The 15983-nt window shown below is 35.0% G+C and carries 14 protein-coding genes; 5 read left to right on the plus strand and 9 right to left on the minus strand.

What is annotated here, in order from left to right:
* Window positions 1-30: 30 nt before the first annotated feature.
* The gene (gene mfd / locus A9G47_RS00755; protein WP_065641922.1) at window positions 31-3498 is read right to left on the minus strand and encodes a transcription-repair coupling factor; all 3468 of its coding nucleotides are present in this window, start codon (window positions 3496-3498) and stop codon (window positions 31-33) included.
* Window positions 3499-3657: 159 nt separating this feature from the next.
* On the opposite strand from mfd, the gene lolC reads away from it, so the two are divergent.
* Genes lolC through lolE form a run of 3 tightly spaced genes read left to right on the plus strand, consistent with a single transcriptional unit; the run spans window position 3658 to window position 6812 of the window.
* The gene (gene lolC / locus A9G47_RS00760) at window positions 3658-4860 is read left to right on the plus strand and encodes a lipoprotein-releasing ABC transporter permease subunit LolC (protein WP_065582811.1); all 1203 of its coding nucleotides are present in this window, start codon (window positions 3658-3660) and stop codon (window positions 4858-4860) included.
* Window positions 4853-5569 (plus strand): lipoprotein-releasing ABC transporter ATP-binding protein LolD, encoded by a 717-nt coding sequence (gene lolD, locus A9G47_RS00765; protein WP_065641923.1) that lies wholly within the window; start codon window positions 4853-4855, stop codon window positions 5567-5569. The genes lolC and lolD overlap by 8 nt, the downstream gene beginning before the upstream one ends.
* Before the next feature lies 1 nt (window position 5570).
* Window positions 5571-6812, plus strand: a complete 1242-nt coding sequence (lolE, locus tag A9G47_RS00770) for a lipoprotein-releasing ABC transporter permease subunit LolE (RefSeq protein ID WP_065641924.1) — start codon at window positions 5571-5573, stop codon at window positions 6810-6812.
* A gap of 54 nt (window positions 6813-6866) precedes the next feature.
* Here the strand turns inward: lolE and A9G47_RS00775 are convergent, their stop codons facing one another.
* From A9G47_RS00775 to A9G47_RS00790, 4 genes are all read right to left on the minus strand, one after another.
* A complete protein-coding gene (locus A9G47_RS00775; RefSeq protein ID WP_065641925.1) occupies window positions 6867-7598 on the minus strand; it encodes a rhomboid family intramembrane serine protease in 732 nt (243 codons plus the stop codon).
* A gap of 76 nt (window positions 7599-7674) precedes the next feature.
* The gene (locus A9G47_RS00780; protein WP_065641926.1) at window positions 7675-8169 is read right to left on the minus strand and encodes a GNAT family N-acetyltransferase; all 495 of its coding nucleotides are present in this window, start codon (window positions 8167-8169) and stop codon (window positions 7675-7677) included.
* Between the two features lie 972 nt (window positions 8170-9141).
* Window positions 9142-9390 (minus strand): NINE protein, encoded by a 249-nt coding sequence (locus A9G47_RS00785; RefSeq protein ID WP_065641927.1) that lies wholly within the window; start codon window positions 9388-9390, stop codon window positions 9142-9144.
* Between the two features lie 193 nt (window positions 9391-9583).
* Complete coding sequence (locus A9G47_RS00790) at window positions 9584-10165, minus strand: IMPACT family protein (RefSeq protein ID WP_065641928.1); 582 nt, start codon at window positions 10163-10165, stop codon at window positions 9584-9586.
* Window positions 10166-10218: 53 nt separating this feature from the next.
* Here A9G47_RS00790 and nfi point away from each other — a divergent pair, with 53 nt between their 5' ends.
* The gene (gene nfi, locus A9G47_RS00795) at window positions 10219-10890 is read left to right on the plus strand and encodes a deoxyribonuclease V (protein WP_141674769.1); all 672 of its coding nucleotides are present in this window, start codon (window positions 10219-10221) and stop codon (window positions 10888-10890) included.
* 70 nt (window positions 10891-10960) lie between these two features.
* Window positions 10961-11629, plus strand: coding sequence for a tRNA1(Val) (adenine(37)-N6)-methyltransferase (locus A9G47_RS00800; RefSeq protein ID WP_176700627.1), 669 nt, complete (start codon window positions 10961-10963; stop codon window positions 11627-11629).
* Window positions 11630-11655: 26 nt separating this feature from the next.
* On the opposite strand, the gene A9G47_RS00805 is transcribed toward A9G47_RS00800, so the two are convergent.
* The 4 genes from A9G47_RS00805 to ispE all read right to left on the minus strand — a co-directional run bounded on the left by A9G47_RS00805 (window position 11656) and on the right by ispE (window position 15983).
* Window positions 11656-13065, minus strand: a complete 1410-nt coding sequence (locus A9G47_RS00805) for a basic amino acid/polyamine antiporter (RefSeq protein WP_065580484.1) — start codon at window positions 13063-13065, stop codon at window positions 11656-11658.
* A 46-nt stretch (window positions 13066-13111) separates the two neighbouring features.
* Complete coding sequence (gene ddaH / locus A9G47_RS00810; protein ID WP_065641930.1) at window positions 13112-13882, minus strand: dimethylargininase; 771 nt, start codon at window positions 13880-13882, stop codon at window positions 13112-13114.
* Between the two features lie 288 nt (window positions 13883-14170).
* The gene (gene apt / locus A9G47_RS00815) at window positions 14171-14722 is read right to left on the minus strand and encodes an adenine phosphoribosyltransferase (protein ID WP_065582634.1); all 552 of its coding nucleotides are present in this window, start codon (window positions 14720-14722) and stop codon (window positions 14171-14173) included.
* Window positions 14723-15143: 421 nt separating this feature from the next.
* Window positions 15144-15983, minus strand: coding sequence for a 4-(cytidine 5'-diphospho)-2-C-methyl-D-erythritol kinase (gene ispE / locus A9G47_RS00820; protein ID WP_065589107.1), 840 nt, complete (start codon window positions 15981-15983; stop codon window positions 15144-15146).

Below are 15983 nucleotides of genomic sequence, written 5' to 3' on the forward strand. Positions count from 1 at the left end.
TCCGCTTATTTGGTTTAATTAATATTTGTTTTATTGAGCTGGTTCTTGATGCTCAGAAAACGCTTTTAATAAAGTTTTAATGTAGTCTATTCGTTCTGTTGATTGTAATTGTGAACGAAGTAATTTTAATCTATTGGCGCTTTCCAAACGGTAATTTTTCGGTTCTTTTTGAATGATTTCAATTAAATAATCAACCGATACCTTATTATTGCTACCAAATTCAATATAGCCACCTTTTTCACCAAATTCGATTTTTGTGATGCCTAATTGATTGGCGTGATAACGAATTTTGGTGGTTTCCAATAAAAATAGTACCGCATCGGGTAATTGACCAAAGCGATCTCGCATTTCGATTTGAATTTCTGTTAGCTCATCAAGGCTATTAATACTTGCAATACGTTTATAAAGCGATAATCGTGTATTTACATCAGGAATAAAATCATCAGGGATGAGTGTTGGTAAACGTAACTCGATTTCGGTTTGTTGGTTGTTGAGTAATGATTCAAGGGTTGGCTCTTTGCCTTCTTTGAGTGATTTAACGGCGTCTTCAAGCAATTCGATATAAAGATTAAAACCAATGGTTTCAATTTGTCCACTTTGATCGCTACCTAATAGTTCGCCTGCACCACGAATTTCAAGATCATGTGTCGCTAGGGCAAATCCTGCACCTAAATCTTCAAGCGAGGCAATGGCTTCAAGGCGCTTTTTAGCATCTTTGCTGAGCAATTTAGGGTGAGGTGTTAATAAGTATGCATAAGCTTGATGATAAGAACGACCAACACGCCCACGCAATTGGTGCAACTGAGCTAAACCAAATTTATCGGCTCGATCAATAATAATGGTATTAGCGTTAGGAATATCAATACCTGTTTCAACAATTGTTGTGCAAACTAGTACATTATAGCGTTGATGATGAAAGTCATTCATGACGCGCTCTAAGTCACGTTCATGCATTTGTCCATGACCAATGGTAATGCGTGCTTCGGGAACCAATTTTGCTAATTCTTCGCTGACTTTTTCGATATCTGATACATCATTATGTAAATAATAGATTTGACCACCACGCAAAATCTCACGCAAAATGGCTTCTCTAATCACAAGATCATCATATTCTCGAACAAAGGTTTTTACCGCTAACCTGCGAGCTGGTGGTGTTGCAATAATAGAAAGATCTCGCATACCCGTCATTGCCATGTTGAGCGTTCTTGGAATTGGGGTGGCTGTTAGGGTTAAAATATCGATGTTTGCTCGCATTGCTTTGATGCGTTCTTTTTGACGTACGCCAAAACGATGTTCTTCATCAACAATTAATAAACCTAAATCTTTCCATTTGATATCTTCTTGTAATAATTTATGTGTACCAATGACGATATCAATTTTTCCCTCTCCAAGTGCTTCAATAATAGCTTTTTGCTGTTTGGCGGTCTTAAAGCGAGATAGGCTTTCGATGCGAATTGGCCAGTTGGCGAAACGATCGCAAAAGCTTTCATAGTGTTGTTCTGCAAGGAGTGTTGTAGGGACTAAAACAGCGGTTTGTTTATGATTAATTACCGCTAAAAAAGCAGCACGAATTGCTACTTCTGTTTTACCAAATCCAACATCACCACAGACTAATCTGTCCATGGCATAAGGCGAACACATATCGCCAATGACTGCACCAATAGCATTTTGTTGATCGTCGGTTTCTTGATAAGGGAATCCTTGGCAAAATAACTCATAGTGTTCTCGATCTTGTTTAAACTCGAAACCTGGTTTGCTTTCACGTTCAGCATAAATATCCAGTAGTTCAGCTGCGACATCTCGCACTTTTTCGGCCGCTTTTTGCCGTGCTTTACTCCATGTATCGGTGCCTAATTTATTTAGTGGCGCATTTTCTTCATCCCCACCAGAATAGCGGCTAATTAAATTTAATGACGCAACAGGGACATAAAGTTTGGTATCGTTAGCATAGAGTAATATAAGGTATTCGGCTGTAATGCCACCTGTTTCTAATGTGGTGAGTCCTGCATATCGACCTACACCATGTTCCAAATGAACAACAGGTTTACCCGGTGTTAGCTCAGCTAAACTACGAATAAGTGAGTCAGTATTAATGGCCTGTTTGTGTTCTTTTTTACGACGAATAATGCGTCTGCCTAGTAGCTCATTTTCGGTAATAAATGCAAAATTATCTTGCTGATTAATAAAACCTTGTTCACTAGCACCAATCATTAGGTAAAAACGATTGTTGTTGCTTTGTTGCTCGTCAAGTTCATTGAGGGGCGTTGGGTGAATTCTAATTCGTCCTAAAATTTCTTGTAATGCTTCTTTACGTCCTTCTGATTCAACCGAAAATATGATTTTTCCTGTAAAATCTGCAATAAATTTTTCAAACTGTAAATAAGGATCTTTTTGCTGACTTTGAATGGCTATTTCTGGTAAAGCACAATAAGGTAGATTGATGTTTCTATTTGACTCAATAATTGGCTCGTGGGTTAAAACCATGCGTGGATATTGTTTGAAATAAGCAAATATTTCATCAGTTTTAGACCAGATCAAGTTAGGCTCTAAAAGTGGCCTCATTGGATCAACACCACGGCTATCAAAACGTTGACGAATATCATGCCAATATTTATTAGCGTATTGTTCAATATTGGCGGTATTGATGATGAGTGTCTTATCAAGAAAATAAGAACAAAGCGAGGTTAATGGCTCACTGAAAAACAGAGCTTGCCAATACTCAATACCTGTTGGCAAAATATTTTTACTCACTTGCTGGTAAATACTTTCTGGCTCTAATCTGACTTCAAACTTTTCGCGCCATTGGCTTCGAAATAGCTCAATAGCTGCTTTATCAAAGGGAAACTCATGAGCAGGTAGCAATTGGATTTGTTCTATTTCATCAAGTGTTCGTTGAGTTTCGGCATTAAAAGTGCGAATGCTGTCAATCTCATCATCAAAAAAATCAATTCGATAAGGGTGATCACTTCCCATCGGGTAGATATCAAATAGGGCACCGCGAGTGGCGTATTCACCATGTTCCATAACTTGGCTTACTGAACGATATCCTGCATTTTCAAGTTGTAAACGTAGGTTCTCTCGACTAATTTGTAAGCCTTGTTTCATTATAAACACATGCCCATTTAAATAGCTTTTAGGGCAGACTTTTTGCATTAATGTATTGATGGGTAAAATTAAAGCCCCTTTTTTTAGATGAGCTAAATGATACAAGCAAGACAAACGCTCAGAGATGATGTCTTGGTGTGGCGAAAAGCTATCATAAGGTAATGTTTCCCAATCGGGAAAAGAGATCGAAGGGAAAGGCGAGAACTGCTTTAGCTCTTCATCAATACGCGAGGCTTGTTGCATATCATCAGTAATAATCACAACTAAGCCATCATGAATATTTACGATTTGTGCACAAAGTTGTGATAAAGATGAGCCAACAAGTTGCCCAATGTGCTTTACTTCACCTGATTTTTTAGGTATTAACGTTGAAATATTTTGTGTTTTAGGCATGATGAGTTCGTTGAAATTGCTACAAGATTATAGGTTAGATTATAACGTAAGTACGTGGTTGTTTTCTATAACTGTTTAATCCTGTATGATAAGCACCTTGCATTTAACTCGTAAAACTTTGTCAAAAAGTTTCAGGTAATATATACGTTTATGTCAAAAATATTTCGCCCATTAGTGTTTTATATCGGTTTGCGTTATGTATATGGGCAAAAAACCGATGGTTTTGGTCGTTTTGTATCATGGTTATCAATGATTGGAATTATGCTGGGTTCTATTGGTCTAATCGTTGTACTATCTGTGATGAATGGATTAGAAGATCAAATGCAAAACAGTATTTTAAAGTTTTTTCCTCAAGCTCAAATTACCTCTAATCAAGGAAGAATTGATCCCAATGTCATTTTAAGTTCACCTTTTGAAAAGATTACAGGTGTTAATCGCATTACGCCTTTAGTCACTAGTGATGTAGTATTACAAAGCGAACAAAGTATTACTGTCAGTACTTTAATGGGGGTAAAACCGGAAGATGAAGACCCAATAAGTGATTATATTTACATGGGTTCAATTTCGGATCTACAAGCAGGACAATATAATGTTATTTTAGGGCAAACGCTTGCCAATCAGTTAGGTGTTACAATAGGCGATAAAATTCGATTAATGGTGACAGATGCAAGCCAAATAACTCCAGTTGGGCGGATTCCTTCGCAACGTTTGTTTAATGTGGTTGGACTGTTTTCAGTTAATCATGATATTAATCAATCTCTTATTTATGTTAATCAATCTGATGCAAGAAATTTGTTACGTTATCCTGCCAATATGATCACTAGCTGGCGCTTATTCTTAGACAAACCCCTTGATATTGCATCGGTCACTAATACCGCATTACCAGAAGGGTTAGTGTTTAATGATTGGCGTGCAAAACGCGGTGAATTATTTCAAGCCATTAAAATGGAAAAGAATGTCATGGGATTATTGATTAGTTTAATTGTTATTGTTGCCGCTTTTAATATTATTACTTCATTAAGTTTACTGGTAATGGAAAAGCAAGGTGAAGTAGCTATTTTGAAAACGCAAGGTCTATCGCGATTTAAAATTATGTTCATTTTTATTATTCAAGGTGCAAGCTCCGGCATAATTGGCACGCTCTTAGGGAGTGTTTTAGGATTGTTACTTGCAGTCAACTTAAATGAAATCATGCAAGCGTTGGGTTTATCTTTAGCGGGTATTTTGCTACCGTCGCTCGTTGAGCCATCGCAAATTATTTTAATTATTATTGGATTGCTTATGTTATCGTTAATTTCAACTATTTATCCTGCATACCGTGCAGCCAATATTCAACCTGCTGAGGCTTTACGTTATGAATAATTCTGAAAAATTACTATCAGCAAACAATCTTTATAAAACTTATAAAGAAGGCAAAATGGTAACGGAAGTTTTAAAAGATGTTTCATTTGATATTTACCCAAAGTCGTTACTTGCCATTATTGGTAGCTCAGGCTCAGGTAAAAGTACATTATTACATTTACTTGGTGGGCTTGATAAACCTACTTCAGGTGATATCACTTTTAAATCACAGCAGTTAAATCAATTATCTGAACAAGAAAAAGCGCGATTACGCAATCAAGAAATTGGCTTTGTTTATCAATTCCATCATCTATTACCTGATTTTACGGCATTAGAAAATGTAGCTATGCCACTGTTAATTGGTGGTGTTTCGCCAAATGAAGCAAAACAACGTGCTAGGGCAATGTTAGAATCCGTTAACTTAGTAAAACGAGCTAACCACCGTCCTTCTGAACTGTCTGGTGGTGAACGCCAACGTGTAGCAATAGGGCGAGCATTAATTAATAATCCCGCTTTAGTTATGGCTGATGAACCGACGGGTAATCTTGATAAATCAACGGCAGATTCTATCTTTGAGCTATTGATTAAATTAAATCGTGAACATGGCACTGCATTTTTAGTTGTTACGCATGATCTAGAGTTAGCCAGTAAACTTGATAAACAGTTGGTGATGAGAGATGGCAAACTATCTGATAGCGTATCATCAGATAAAAAGCTAATGGATAACTAATATGAATTTATCTTTAATTACCGCCATCAAATTTCGAAAAGGGCGCCGTAAAAGTGGCATGGTGTCATTAATATCTATCATTTCAACATTAAGTATTGCTATTGGTATAGCGGCATTAATCATTGGCTTAAGTGCCATGAACGGCTTTGAGCGAGAGCTACATAACCGCGTGTTATCTGTTGTGCCTCATGGTCAATTGTATCTTGATTCTGGCAATTTAGAGAATTGGCGCCATGTACAGCAAGAGCTTACAGAAAATAAAAATATTGTATCAGCCGTTCCATTTGTTAGTTTTACTGGGCTTATTGAAAACGGTAGTAAACTCGGTGCTGTTGAAGTACAAGGGCTTGATCCTGAGCAAGAACAGCAAATTAGTGCATTACCTAACTATGTGCTCAATCATAAATGGCAAGAATTTAAGGCAGATAATCAACAAGTTATTATTGGTTCTGGTTTAGCAAAATCTTTAGCGGTAAAAGAGGGGGCTTGGGTTTCTTTATTAATTCCTGTATCAGCAAGTGGATCAACTCAACTCAAACCACCTAAGCGAGTTCGCTTACAGGTTATTGGTATTTTGGATTTAAGTGGTAGTTTAAGTAATAACGTTGCTCTATTGCCTTTAGTTGATGCGCAAAAACTACTCAATATAGGTGACAGTGTCACTGGGATAATGATTAATGTCAATGATGTATACCGAGCTAATCAAATTATAGGTCAAGCTGCATTGAGCTTAGATGACACCTTATCATTTAATAGCTGGGAAAATTCATTTGGTTTTATGTATCGCGATATTCAGATGATACGACAAATTATGTATCTGGCAATGATTGTGGTCATCGGTGTTGCTTGTTTTAATATTGTATCAACGTTAGTTATTGCTGTTAAAGACAAACAACGTGACATCGCCATATTGAAAACATTAGGTGCAACTAATCGATTAATCAAACATATTTTTATTTGGTATGGGGTAATTTCTGGATTAATTGGTAGTTTAATTGGTGTTATTTTAGGTGTGATATTGTCATGGCAACTTTCCAACATCATGGGGGGCCTTGAATCATTAATGGGACATAAAATTTTAAACAGTAATATCTATTTTATCGATTTTTTACCATCTGAAATTCACTTCTTTGATGTGGCGATAGTGTTTATAACTGCCATGTTACTTAGCTTAATTGCTAGCTACTATCCTGCTAAACGAGCTTGTAAAATTGAGCCAGCTCGAATCTTAAATAGCTTTTAACAGTTAGCTTAAATAAAACGCTGTTTGATTGGTTATCATCAGCGTTTTTTATTATTAATTATAGATATAATAGCCATTAGGTAAGGCATAATGCATATATACTGTATATATTGCCAATGCAGTAGTAATCAATAATAGGCTAATAATAAGTAACGCTAGCTTACTTGGATATTTAAAAATTTTAAGACACAATGAAATTAGCCCACCAAGAACAAATCCAGTACAAGCACCACCGATATGTGCCATATTATCAATTGAAGGCAATAATCCTAATCCAGCGGTTAAAATTAAACTTAGTAGCATTGCCTTAACTGGCATTTCTTGTATATTGGTTTTAAACACTAAGCTATAGGCTAATAATGCAGTAATAACACCTAAAATAGCACCTGATGCACCACAACTAATTACATTATGGTGAATTGTGGCAATATCGCTTGATAAGCTTCCTACTAAACCAGAGAAAAAATAAACACCAATAAAAGCAATGCGAGGTATACGCTGTTCTAAAATTGGTCCAATACTCCATAATGCCAGCATGTTCATGGCTAAGTGAGTAAAACCTACGTGCATAAATAAATTGGTAAACATACGCCAATATTGACCAGAAAAAGTCAGTTCTGCCACATCGGCTCCCCAATCAATTAAAAAATGATTTTCATACAAGGTTGAAAAACCTCGGCTATCAAGCAATCTAAATGCAAAAAAGCAAAAAATGTTTACAACAACCAAGGTTGAAGTGATTTTAGATTGATTTGCGTAATATTTAAGGTCATTTAAAGCGCTCATCAAAAAATCCTTTTAAATCGTTTTATATCATTAAATGGTATATTAATAATAAATGGCATATTAACAATGTGCAGGCTTAATTTAGTCGTTTACCTAATATCAGCAAATCACACTGAACATTATCAAGTTCAGCAATTTTGGGAAGAAAGCCCCATTGTTCATATTGCATTTTTTTAAATAAATTAACGCTAGGTAAATTATGCCCAAAAACGTAGCTAAAAATTGCCTCAATTCCAGTTTTTTGGGCAAATTTTTCAATTTCAGCTACCATAAATTGGCCAATTTTTTTACCACGAAAATCTTGATGAAGATATAAGCTAATCTCAACAGTTTTATAAAATGCAGGACGACCATAAAACGAAGATAAACTAATCCAACCACAAGGTTGATCTTGGTATTTTATTAGCCAAATTGGACGATCATGTTGATTATGTTGGTGAAACCAGTCTAATCGACTCTCAACAGAAACCGGCTCCGTGTCGGCAGTAACTTGCCTGCCGGCAATTGTTGAATTATAAACATCAACAATAAAAGGCAAATCGGTTAATGTGGCATCTTGATAAGTAATCATAGCTTTTGTTATAAGTGATTAAAGTAATTTTATTGTAGTTTTATTATTTGTTTTAGGCAATAAAAGATATTTTTTCAACAAAGAAGATAAAAGCCAATCGTTTGTTATTTTATCAAATAATATTAGGATAATATTGTTTAATAATACTGGATGCTGACCAAATGGGTTGTTATCATCCTACCAAAATCCTTGCCAACCCTTTTTTTTAACAATAAATTAAAGTAAATAAAAACAAATAGTTAAAGTGATGCCTAATAAAAGGGTTTTTGAAGATAAAAATCTTATTTGCCTTTTATTAAACAACGTTTATAGTATATTCGATTCTAGTTTACCGCCGTGTAGGCGGTTTAGAAAGTTAACTCTAATGTTTGTACAGGGCGAGCGGGGTTTACCGCCGTGTAGGCGGTTTAGAAAATAGCTAAACCCTCCAATAGTGATACTTGAATGTTTACCGCCGTGTAGGCGGTTTAAATATTTTTCTTTATTGTTATATAGATCATGCCTGCCTGCTAATATATAACCGTATTTCGCTAATTAAAAAATTAAATAAAATCAATGGTTTTTCTGAACGATTTTTATGTGTAAAATGGACTAATTTTTATATTTATTTTTGTTAGTTAACTCACATTATTTTTAAGTCAATTCATCTTCTCTTTAAATTAGAAAACATAAAATATTGTAATGTTAAATAAATATGTTAATGTGCCTTATGTTGCTTTTTATCTATAAAAGCAATATTTTTTTGTTAAAAATTTTATACAGAAAGTTAAAATAGTCAGTAGAAAGTTATTACGTATTTTTGAAAAAAGCTTTTAATTAAATTTGATGATAGAGGTGAAATTTTTATTAGTATGATTTTATACCATTAAAACAACATAAAGTCGATTTTATACAATATGTTATGCTGTTTTAATGGGACATATTTAATATAATGCGTAAAAATAGCAATTTTGAGTGGCTTAATTACCTATATTATTTATCACTATTGATGAATGTATTTACTGTAACATTTTGTGATTTATTGAATTTAGAATTATCAATTAAGTTAGCATAATCAACCATACCACTAGTTAGGAAAAGATCTAAAAACCAACCAATTCCAAAAACTCCACAAGTAAATAACCAAACAAAACCTGTTATCCACTTACCACAATACATACGATGGATACCCATAAAACCCAAAAAGAACCACAATACATAAGCAATACCTTTGTTTCGCATGACTTCTCTCCATTTAAAAAAGACAAATTGTATACGATAATAAATCGAATAACAATATATTATTCATATAGTAACCTTCATAAGAGGGTGTTGGCTAAATTCAATAATAGCTCAATAACGTTAATGAAAAATGGCATTTTTTCGATGATACCTATATGTATAGGTAGAAAGGGTGAGCTAGTTTTTCTCTTTTTTACAACTCGATAATAACGCGCCCACGGGTGATATCACAGAGAGTTTTTTGTAATAATTGGGACTTGTTTTGTGTTATTCCTATAGCTACTTTGACACCTTCGGCATCAAAATCTTGTTGTTCAATCAAGGCCCCAAGTTCTTTTAGGCGATTTTCAATAATTGGCCATTCGCTATAATAACAGTGAAATTGAAGCGTAATACGGGCAATGAGTTCAATAAGTTCGCCTTGTTGTAAACAGTGACTGGCCGCACCGCCATAGGCTCGCATTAACCCACCAGTACCTAGTTTTATTCCACCAAAGTAGCGAGTTACAACAACCACAATTTGATCGCAATCTTGTCCTTCAATAGCTGAAAGGATAGGGCGCCCAGCGGTGCTTGTCGGTTCACCATCATCATTAAAACGGTATTGCTGCCCAATTTTCCAAGCCCAACAATTATGTGTTGCATTGAGATCGCTTACTTGATTAATAAAATTGGTTGCTTGCTCGGCCGTGGTAACTGGTGCAGCATTAACAATAAAACGGCTTTTTTTGATTTCTTCTGTTAAGTTGATTGGATTTACTAATGTATATGGCATATTAATTTGTTACAATTGGTTCATTGCGGTTAATCATACTCAGCAGATTTAAAATGTCTATCAATTTACAACAATTAAAACAAATTCAACAGACGTTAGCCAAGCAAATTAAATTAACAGATGCGTTTAATCAATCCGTTAAATTTATTGGTGGAACCGATGTGGGCTTTGAAAATGGTGGTGATATTACCCGAGCGGCTATTGTTATTCTTACTTATCCAGATTTTAATGTTGTGGAATATCATATCGCTCGAATAAAAACGCAATTTCCTTATATTCCTGGTTATTTATCTTTTCGTGAATATCCTGCGCTTATTGAGGCATGGCAACAAATAACACAGAAACCGGATTTATTGTTAGTCGATGGACAGGGCTTTGCTCATCCTCGGCGTTTAGGTATTGCAAGTCATTTAGGTTTATTACTAGATATGCCAACAATTGGTGTAGCTAAAAAAAGATTATGTGGTCAGTTTGAGCCATTGTCAAAACGGGCTGGTAGTGTAACACCATTGCAAGATCAGCAAGAACAAATTGGCTGGGTATTGTGTAGTAAAGATAATTGTAATCCTTTATTTATTTCGGCTGGTCATCGAATAAGTCAAGATAGTGCATTAAAATGGGTAAATTTATGTTTACGAGGTTATCGATTACCTGAACCTACTCGTTGGGCTGATGCGATTGCATCAAATAAACCACTGTTTAAGAAATTTAACCATGATAGCTAGCCACCAAACACCTTTGAGAAAAGGCGGTTTTACCTTTAAACGTTTTTTTGTTGCACACAATAAAAGCCCTATGAAAGTTACAACTGACAGTTGTTTATTAGGGGCATGGGTTCCCATTGAAGTTATTCCACAAAAAGTGTTAGATATTGGTACGGGGTGTGGTGTAATTGCATTGATGTTAGCTCAACGGTTAGAAAATACGCATTGCAAGATTGACGCAATTGATATTGATCATCATGCTATTGCACAATGTAATGAAAATAGCAAACAAGCCTCATTTTATTCTATTTGTGCCAAGCACGCAGATATTAATCAATTTCGACTTAATCAACCGGCTTGTTATGATTTAATTGTAAGCAACCCACCTTATTTTGAATCGGCTGTAGATTGCCGAGATATACAAAGGCAATTAGCTCGTTATACCGAGAGTTTGAGCTATCAGCAATTGATTAATGCTGTTAAACGATTATTAACACCAAAAGGGCAATTTTGCTTAGTTTTGCCTTATCATCTATCAAATCATTTTAGATTTTTGTGTGAATCAAATTTTTTATATTTAACTCAGGTGATGAATGTTAGGTATTCGAGTAAAAAAGATTTTTCGTTGGCGTTGATGGCTTTTTCATTAAGCCGAGCTGATTTGATCATTGAGGATCAACTTTGTATGCGAGATGATGATGGGTGCTATTCGCAATCATTTAAGCAGTTGTTAGCTGATTTCTACCTATTTCGAAAATAGCACCCAGATGTCATCTCCATGACCATTTAATTTGGTAATATATAAAAATAGACAATGGCAATTAGCGCAAGTGTGATGATGAAAAAGGCATACACTTTGTCGTGAAAGTAACTAAATACGGGTAAAGAGCGTTGCTTTCTAGCATAGAGGTAAAAAAGTAGTCCTATACTATAAAGTATCATCGACAGTAATAAGTAAGATATACCGCCAGCATAAATTAGCCATACCCCATATGTCGATCCAAATGCACCTATTATGATTAAATAGACTTTACGCCTTTGTATAGCTAATTTGAAAACAAAAAGTGCTGCAAGTAAATAAGGGATGAGCACCATTGAGGTTGATAGCTGGATTAAGGTATTATAGCCCGATTGGTAAAAGTGAGAAAGAATCAGCAAAATTGTTATGAAGCTCGTTGTTAACCATAATGCGTTAGCAGGCGTGCCGGTTTTATTAAGCTTGCCAAAGCATTTTGGCACGGTGTGCTGGTTGCCCTGACCACTTAAAAATAGCATTTCAGCTGCTAGCATTAACCACGATAATAATCCACCACTAACCGATACAATTAAACCAATATTAATTAGGGTTGCTCCCCAGCTACCAATGACACGTTCAATCACTAAAGCCATTGATGGGTTTTTCATTTGGGCAAGTTCTTGTTGTGGCACAATACCAAGAGATAATACTGATACGCAAACAAGCAATAGGCTAGTAATGGCAAAGCCAAAAAAGGTTGCACGGCTAATACTGATGATATTTTTGGCTCTTGCCGCATAAACCGTTGCGCTTTCAATGCCCAAATAAACCCATACGGTGTAGAGCATGGTGTTTTCAACTTGTTTTATCATTGAGCCTAACTGAGGTGTTCCCCAAAAGTCCATTTTGAATGTCGAAATTTTAAATGCAAGGCTAATACAAACGATAAATAAACTGATGGGGACAATTTTAGCCAGTGTAACAAGGCAGTTTAATAAAAAAGCTCGATATATTCCTTTTAGTACAAAATAATGTACTATCCATAATAATAAAATAGCAGTAAAAACAGCTGGCAACGTAGTGCCGTGACCAAAGAAGCTTAAGCAATCAAAAGATCCTAATGCACTAAATAAAATAACTAAGTAACTGGTGCACGACATCCATGCTGATATCCAATAACCCCATGCGGCATTAAAACCGATATAGTCACCAAAGCCTTCTCGCACATAGCCGTATAAACCATCGTTGATTTTGTAAAATCGAATCGATAAATACTGGAATATTCGTGTTAACATTAGCATGCCAAATAGGGTTATTATCCATGCGATTAAAATAGCTCCAGTCCCAGCCCCTTCGGCCATATTTTGTGGTAGGCTAAAAATCCCACTTCCTACAATGCTACCCACCACCAACAGTGTAAGGGGGAGGGTGCCTAGTTTTTTTCTTGCTGGTGTATTCATCTTGTCGTCTTATTATGTGGTTTTAGGTTTGATTAATATCGATAGATTAGAATCGTAACGACATGCAACTTACCCCTCCATCAATTTTTTGATATTCCGAGGTATCCACTTCAATAACCTGATAACCAAGTTGCTCAATTTTAGCTTTAGTTATTCGATAGCCAGCAGGCATAATTACCCGATCATTTACCCAGATGCAGTTAGCGGCATAACTTTCTTGTTCTGGGATCTCAATAATATTAAATTTCTGAAATTCAGGTTTAGTGATAAATTCGCCTGCTGCTAGTAAGTTATTATTTTCTAAATAAGCTAAACCTGTTTTTAGATGGAGCACTTTTTCGAGTTCAACAACCGAGCCGGTTAATCCGTATTTTTCTAAAATAGCGATCATTTGATTAGCGCCAACTTGATTGGTTCTTGCTGATAAACCAATGTAATAGTGGTCTTCCACCATCATAATATCACCTGCTTCAACGGTACCTGGTGCGGTAATTTGTTCAACTTTATTAGGATAAAACCGCTCAATTGTACTTGATATGATTTCAGTTTCTGCTCGGCGACTTTCAGCACCTGGTCTTGTAATAATGGCACAATGTGGTGTGCAAAGCACTGTGTCTTCAACAAATACCGAATCAGGAAAGCGCTCATCGGGAGGCAAAATGGTAATATCAACATCACAATGCTGTAGTGCACGAATATAATTGTTATGCTGCTCTAGAGCTTTTTGATAATCAGGCTTACCTAAATTTGATGAGGTTAAACCATTAATAAGAGATTTGGCAGGTGTTCTTGCAATAATATGGTTAAATTTTTTCATTTCATCCCTCTTTAAATTAATTGATTAATTATGCTTTATTGTTGAATAATAATTCACTTTTAAAACCTTATCAAGTAGAAAAGTGTATTTATATTCATTTTTTAAATATTTATTGTTAAAGTCTTATTTTAATTAAAAATTTGAATTTAAATGAAATGAAAGGAAGAAATGCATATTTATTATTTTGTATGCAGTAAAATTAACTAATTATTTTTATTTAAGAAAGAACAAGAGGTAACGGCATTTAAAATGAAAAAAGGGCACCAAATGTGCCCTTAATGATAATTCTTATTCACCATCAAAATTAACTAAAGTAAAGCAATCAATCCCCATATCAGCTAATTTTGTTTCACCCCCTAAATCAGGTAGATTTATTACAAATGCGGCATTTTCGGCAATACCCCCTGCCTTACGAATTAAATTAGCCGTTGCAGCTATTGTTCCACCTGTAGCCAGTAAATCATCAACAATGAGTACACGTTCACCGGGTTTAATGGCATCAGTGTGGATTTCTAAAGTATCTGTACCATACTCAAGTTGATATTCTTCTTTAAATACGTGACGAGGTAATTTGTTAGGCTTACGAACGGGAATAAAGCCAACCCCCAGTGCTAGCGCAATTGGTGCTGCAAAAATAAAGCCTCGAGCTTCTGTGCCAACGACTTTATCAATTTTTTTATTACGATAATGATCAATTAATAACTCAACAGTGGTTTTAAATGCAATAGGATCAGCAAGTAAACTGGTGATATCGCGAAATAATACCCCTTCTTTTGGGTAATTGGGAATGGTAAGAATACTGTCTTTAATTAATGAAAGTTTTTGTTGTAACTGATTCATTTAAATGCTCTCTAAGTCTTTTCTATAAGAGTTGCCAATGTTTCATTATATACCTGCAATCTTTTTTGTTGCAATAACGAAACCATAATATCATACTGAAATCTAGCCATACTTATAACTTAATATCATAAGTATGTAAGCCATCAATAGTTAAGTTAATATATATAGTAAAAAATGCTTTGTAAGCTCTTTCAATTTTCACAAATAAATACAATATGTAGGTAGTTTAATTTGAAAAAAGAAGATAATTGAATAAAGTTCATAAAAAAGCACTAAGAAATTTATAAAACCACTTATCATTATAGTGTTTTTCGTTGGAAGTTTGGATATTAAATGCATATGACTTACTAGATATTTAAATCTTGATTCTGTTAACAAAACACCTTACCCGTTAATGATATTTGTTGATTAAAGTGTTTGTTTAACTTTCATATAAAGGCGAAACGTTTAATGATTTAGTCACAAAACTATGAACTGATAGTGCTTTAAGCTTTGATTGAATCGCTAAAGCTTGTTGTTTAGATTCGCATTGTGTAAAAACACATGCTCCAGTGCCAGTTAATCGAGTTGTGCCATATTGTGAAAGATAAGTAATAATATTATCTACCTTTGGATAACGTTTTCGAACGACATTTTCACAATCATTTTTAAATTCGCTAAACGGTAAAGAAAGCAAATCAGTTATATTCTGGATAGGCGTATCACGGGTTAATTCAGGATCATTAAATACCTTAACTGTAGATATTTCAATATTAGGATAAGCAACTAGATACCAATATTCAGGAATATCTATAGGGGAAAATTGATCGCCAATCCCCTCGGCAAACGCAGCATGCCCATAAATAAAAATGGGCACATCAGCGCCAATTGTGCGGCCAATTTCAATTAATTCATCCAGTGATAAATTTAATTGCCATAACTGATTAAGCGCAACTAATACCGTCGCTGCATTAGATGAGGCACCGCCAAGACCACCACCCATTGGAATCTTTTTATCAATGGCAATGTCTACTCCCAGTTTTGTTAGTTTGACATAAGATTTTAATCGTTCTGCGGCAATTATGATTAGATTTTTATCATCTGGAATATTTGCAAATGATGTCAATAGGTTAACTTGATCATCTTGGCGGAGGGTAAATGATAAGTTGTCACAGTAATCAATAAATTGAAATAATGTCTGTAAATTATGGTAATTATCAGCACGACGACCAGTAATATACAAAAATAAATTTAATTTAGCTGGCGATAACCATTGTTTCAT

It is taken from the genome of Gilliamella sp. WF3-4, assembly GCF_001690275.1.
Lineage (GTDB): Bacteria > Pseudomonadota > Gammaproteobacteria > Enterobacterales > Orbaceae > Gilliamella > Gilliamella apicola_C.

Bases quoted from the DNA above. Each gene is read 5' to 3' on its own strand.
- A9G47_RS00780 (WP_065641926.1), bottom strand. From the start codon at position 8,169: ATGATTACTTATCAAGATGCCACATTAACCGATTTGCCTTTTATTGTT.
- A9G47_RS00805 (WP_065580484.1), bottom strand. From the start codon at position 13,065: ATGAATACACCAGCAAGAAAAAAACTAGGCACCCTCCCCCTTACACTG.
- ddaH (WP_065641930.1), bottom strand. From the start codon at position 13,882: ATGAAAAAATTTAACCATATTATTGCAAGAACACCTGCCAAATCTCTT.
- lolD (WP_065641923.1), top strand. From the start codon at position 4,853: ATGAATAATTCTGAAAAATTACTATCAGCAAACAATCTTTATAAAACT.
- lolE (WP_065641924.1), top strand. From the start codon at position 5,571: ATGAATTTATCTTTAATTACCGCCATCAAATTTCGAAAAGGGCGCCGT.
- mfd (WP_065641922.1), bottom strand. From the start codon at position 3,498: ATGCCTAAAACACAAAATATTTCAACGTTAATACCTAAAAAATCAGGT.
- A9G47_RS00790 (WP_065641928.1), bottom strand. From the start codon at position 10,165: ATGCCATATACATTAGTAAATCCAATCAACTTAACAGAAGAAATCAAA.
- A9G47_RS00800 (WP_176700627.1), top strand. From the start codon at position 10,961: ATGAAAGTTACAACTGACAGTTGTTTATTAGGGGCATGGGTTCCCATT.
- A9G47_RS00785 (WP_065641927.1), bottom strand. From the start codon at position 9,390: ATGCGAAACAAAGGTATTGCTTATGTATTGTGGTTCTTTTTGGGTTTT.
- A9G47_RS00775 (WP_065641925.1), bottom strand. From the start codon at position 7,598: ATGAGCGCTTTAAATGACCTTAAATATTACGCAAATCAATCTAAAATC.
- nfi (WP_141674769.1), top strand. From the start codon at position 10,219: ATGTCTATCAATTTACAACAATTAAAACAAATTCAACAGACGTTAGCC.
- ispE (WP_065589107.1), bottom strand. From the start codon at position 15,983: ATGAAACAATGGTTATCGCCAGCTAAATTAAATTTATTTTTGTATATT.
- apt (WP_065582634.1), bottom strand. From the start codon at position 14,722: ATGAATCAGTTACAACAAAAACTTTCATTAATTAAAGACAGTATTCTT.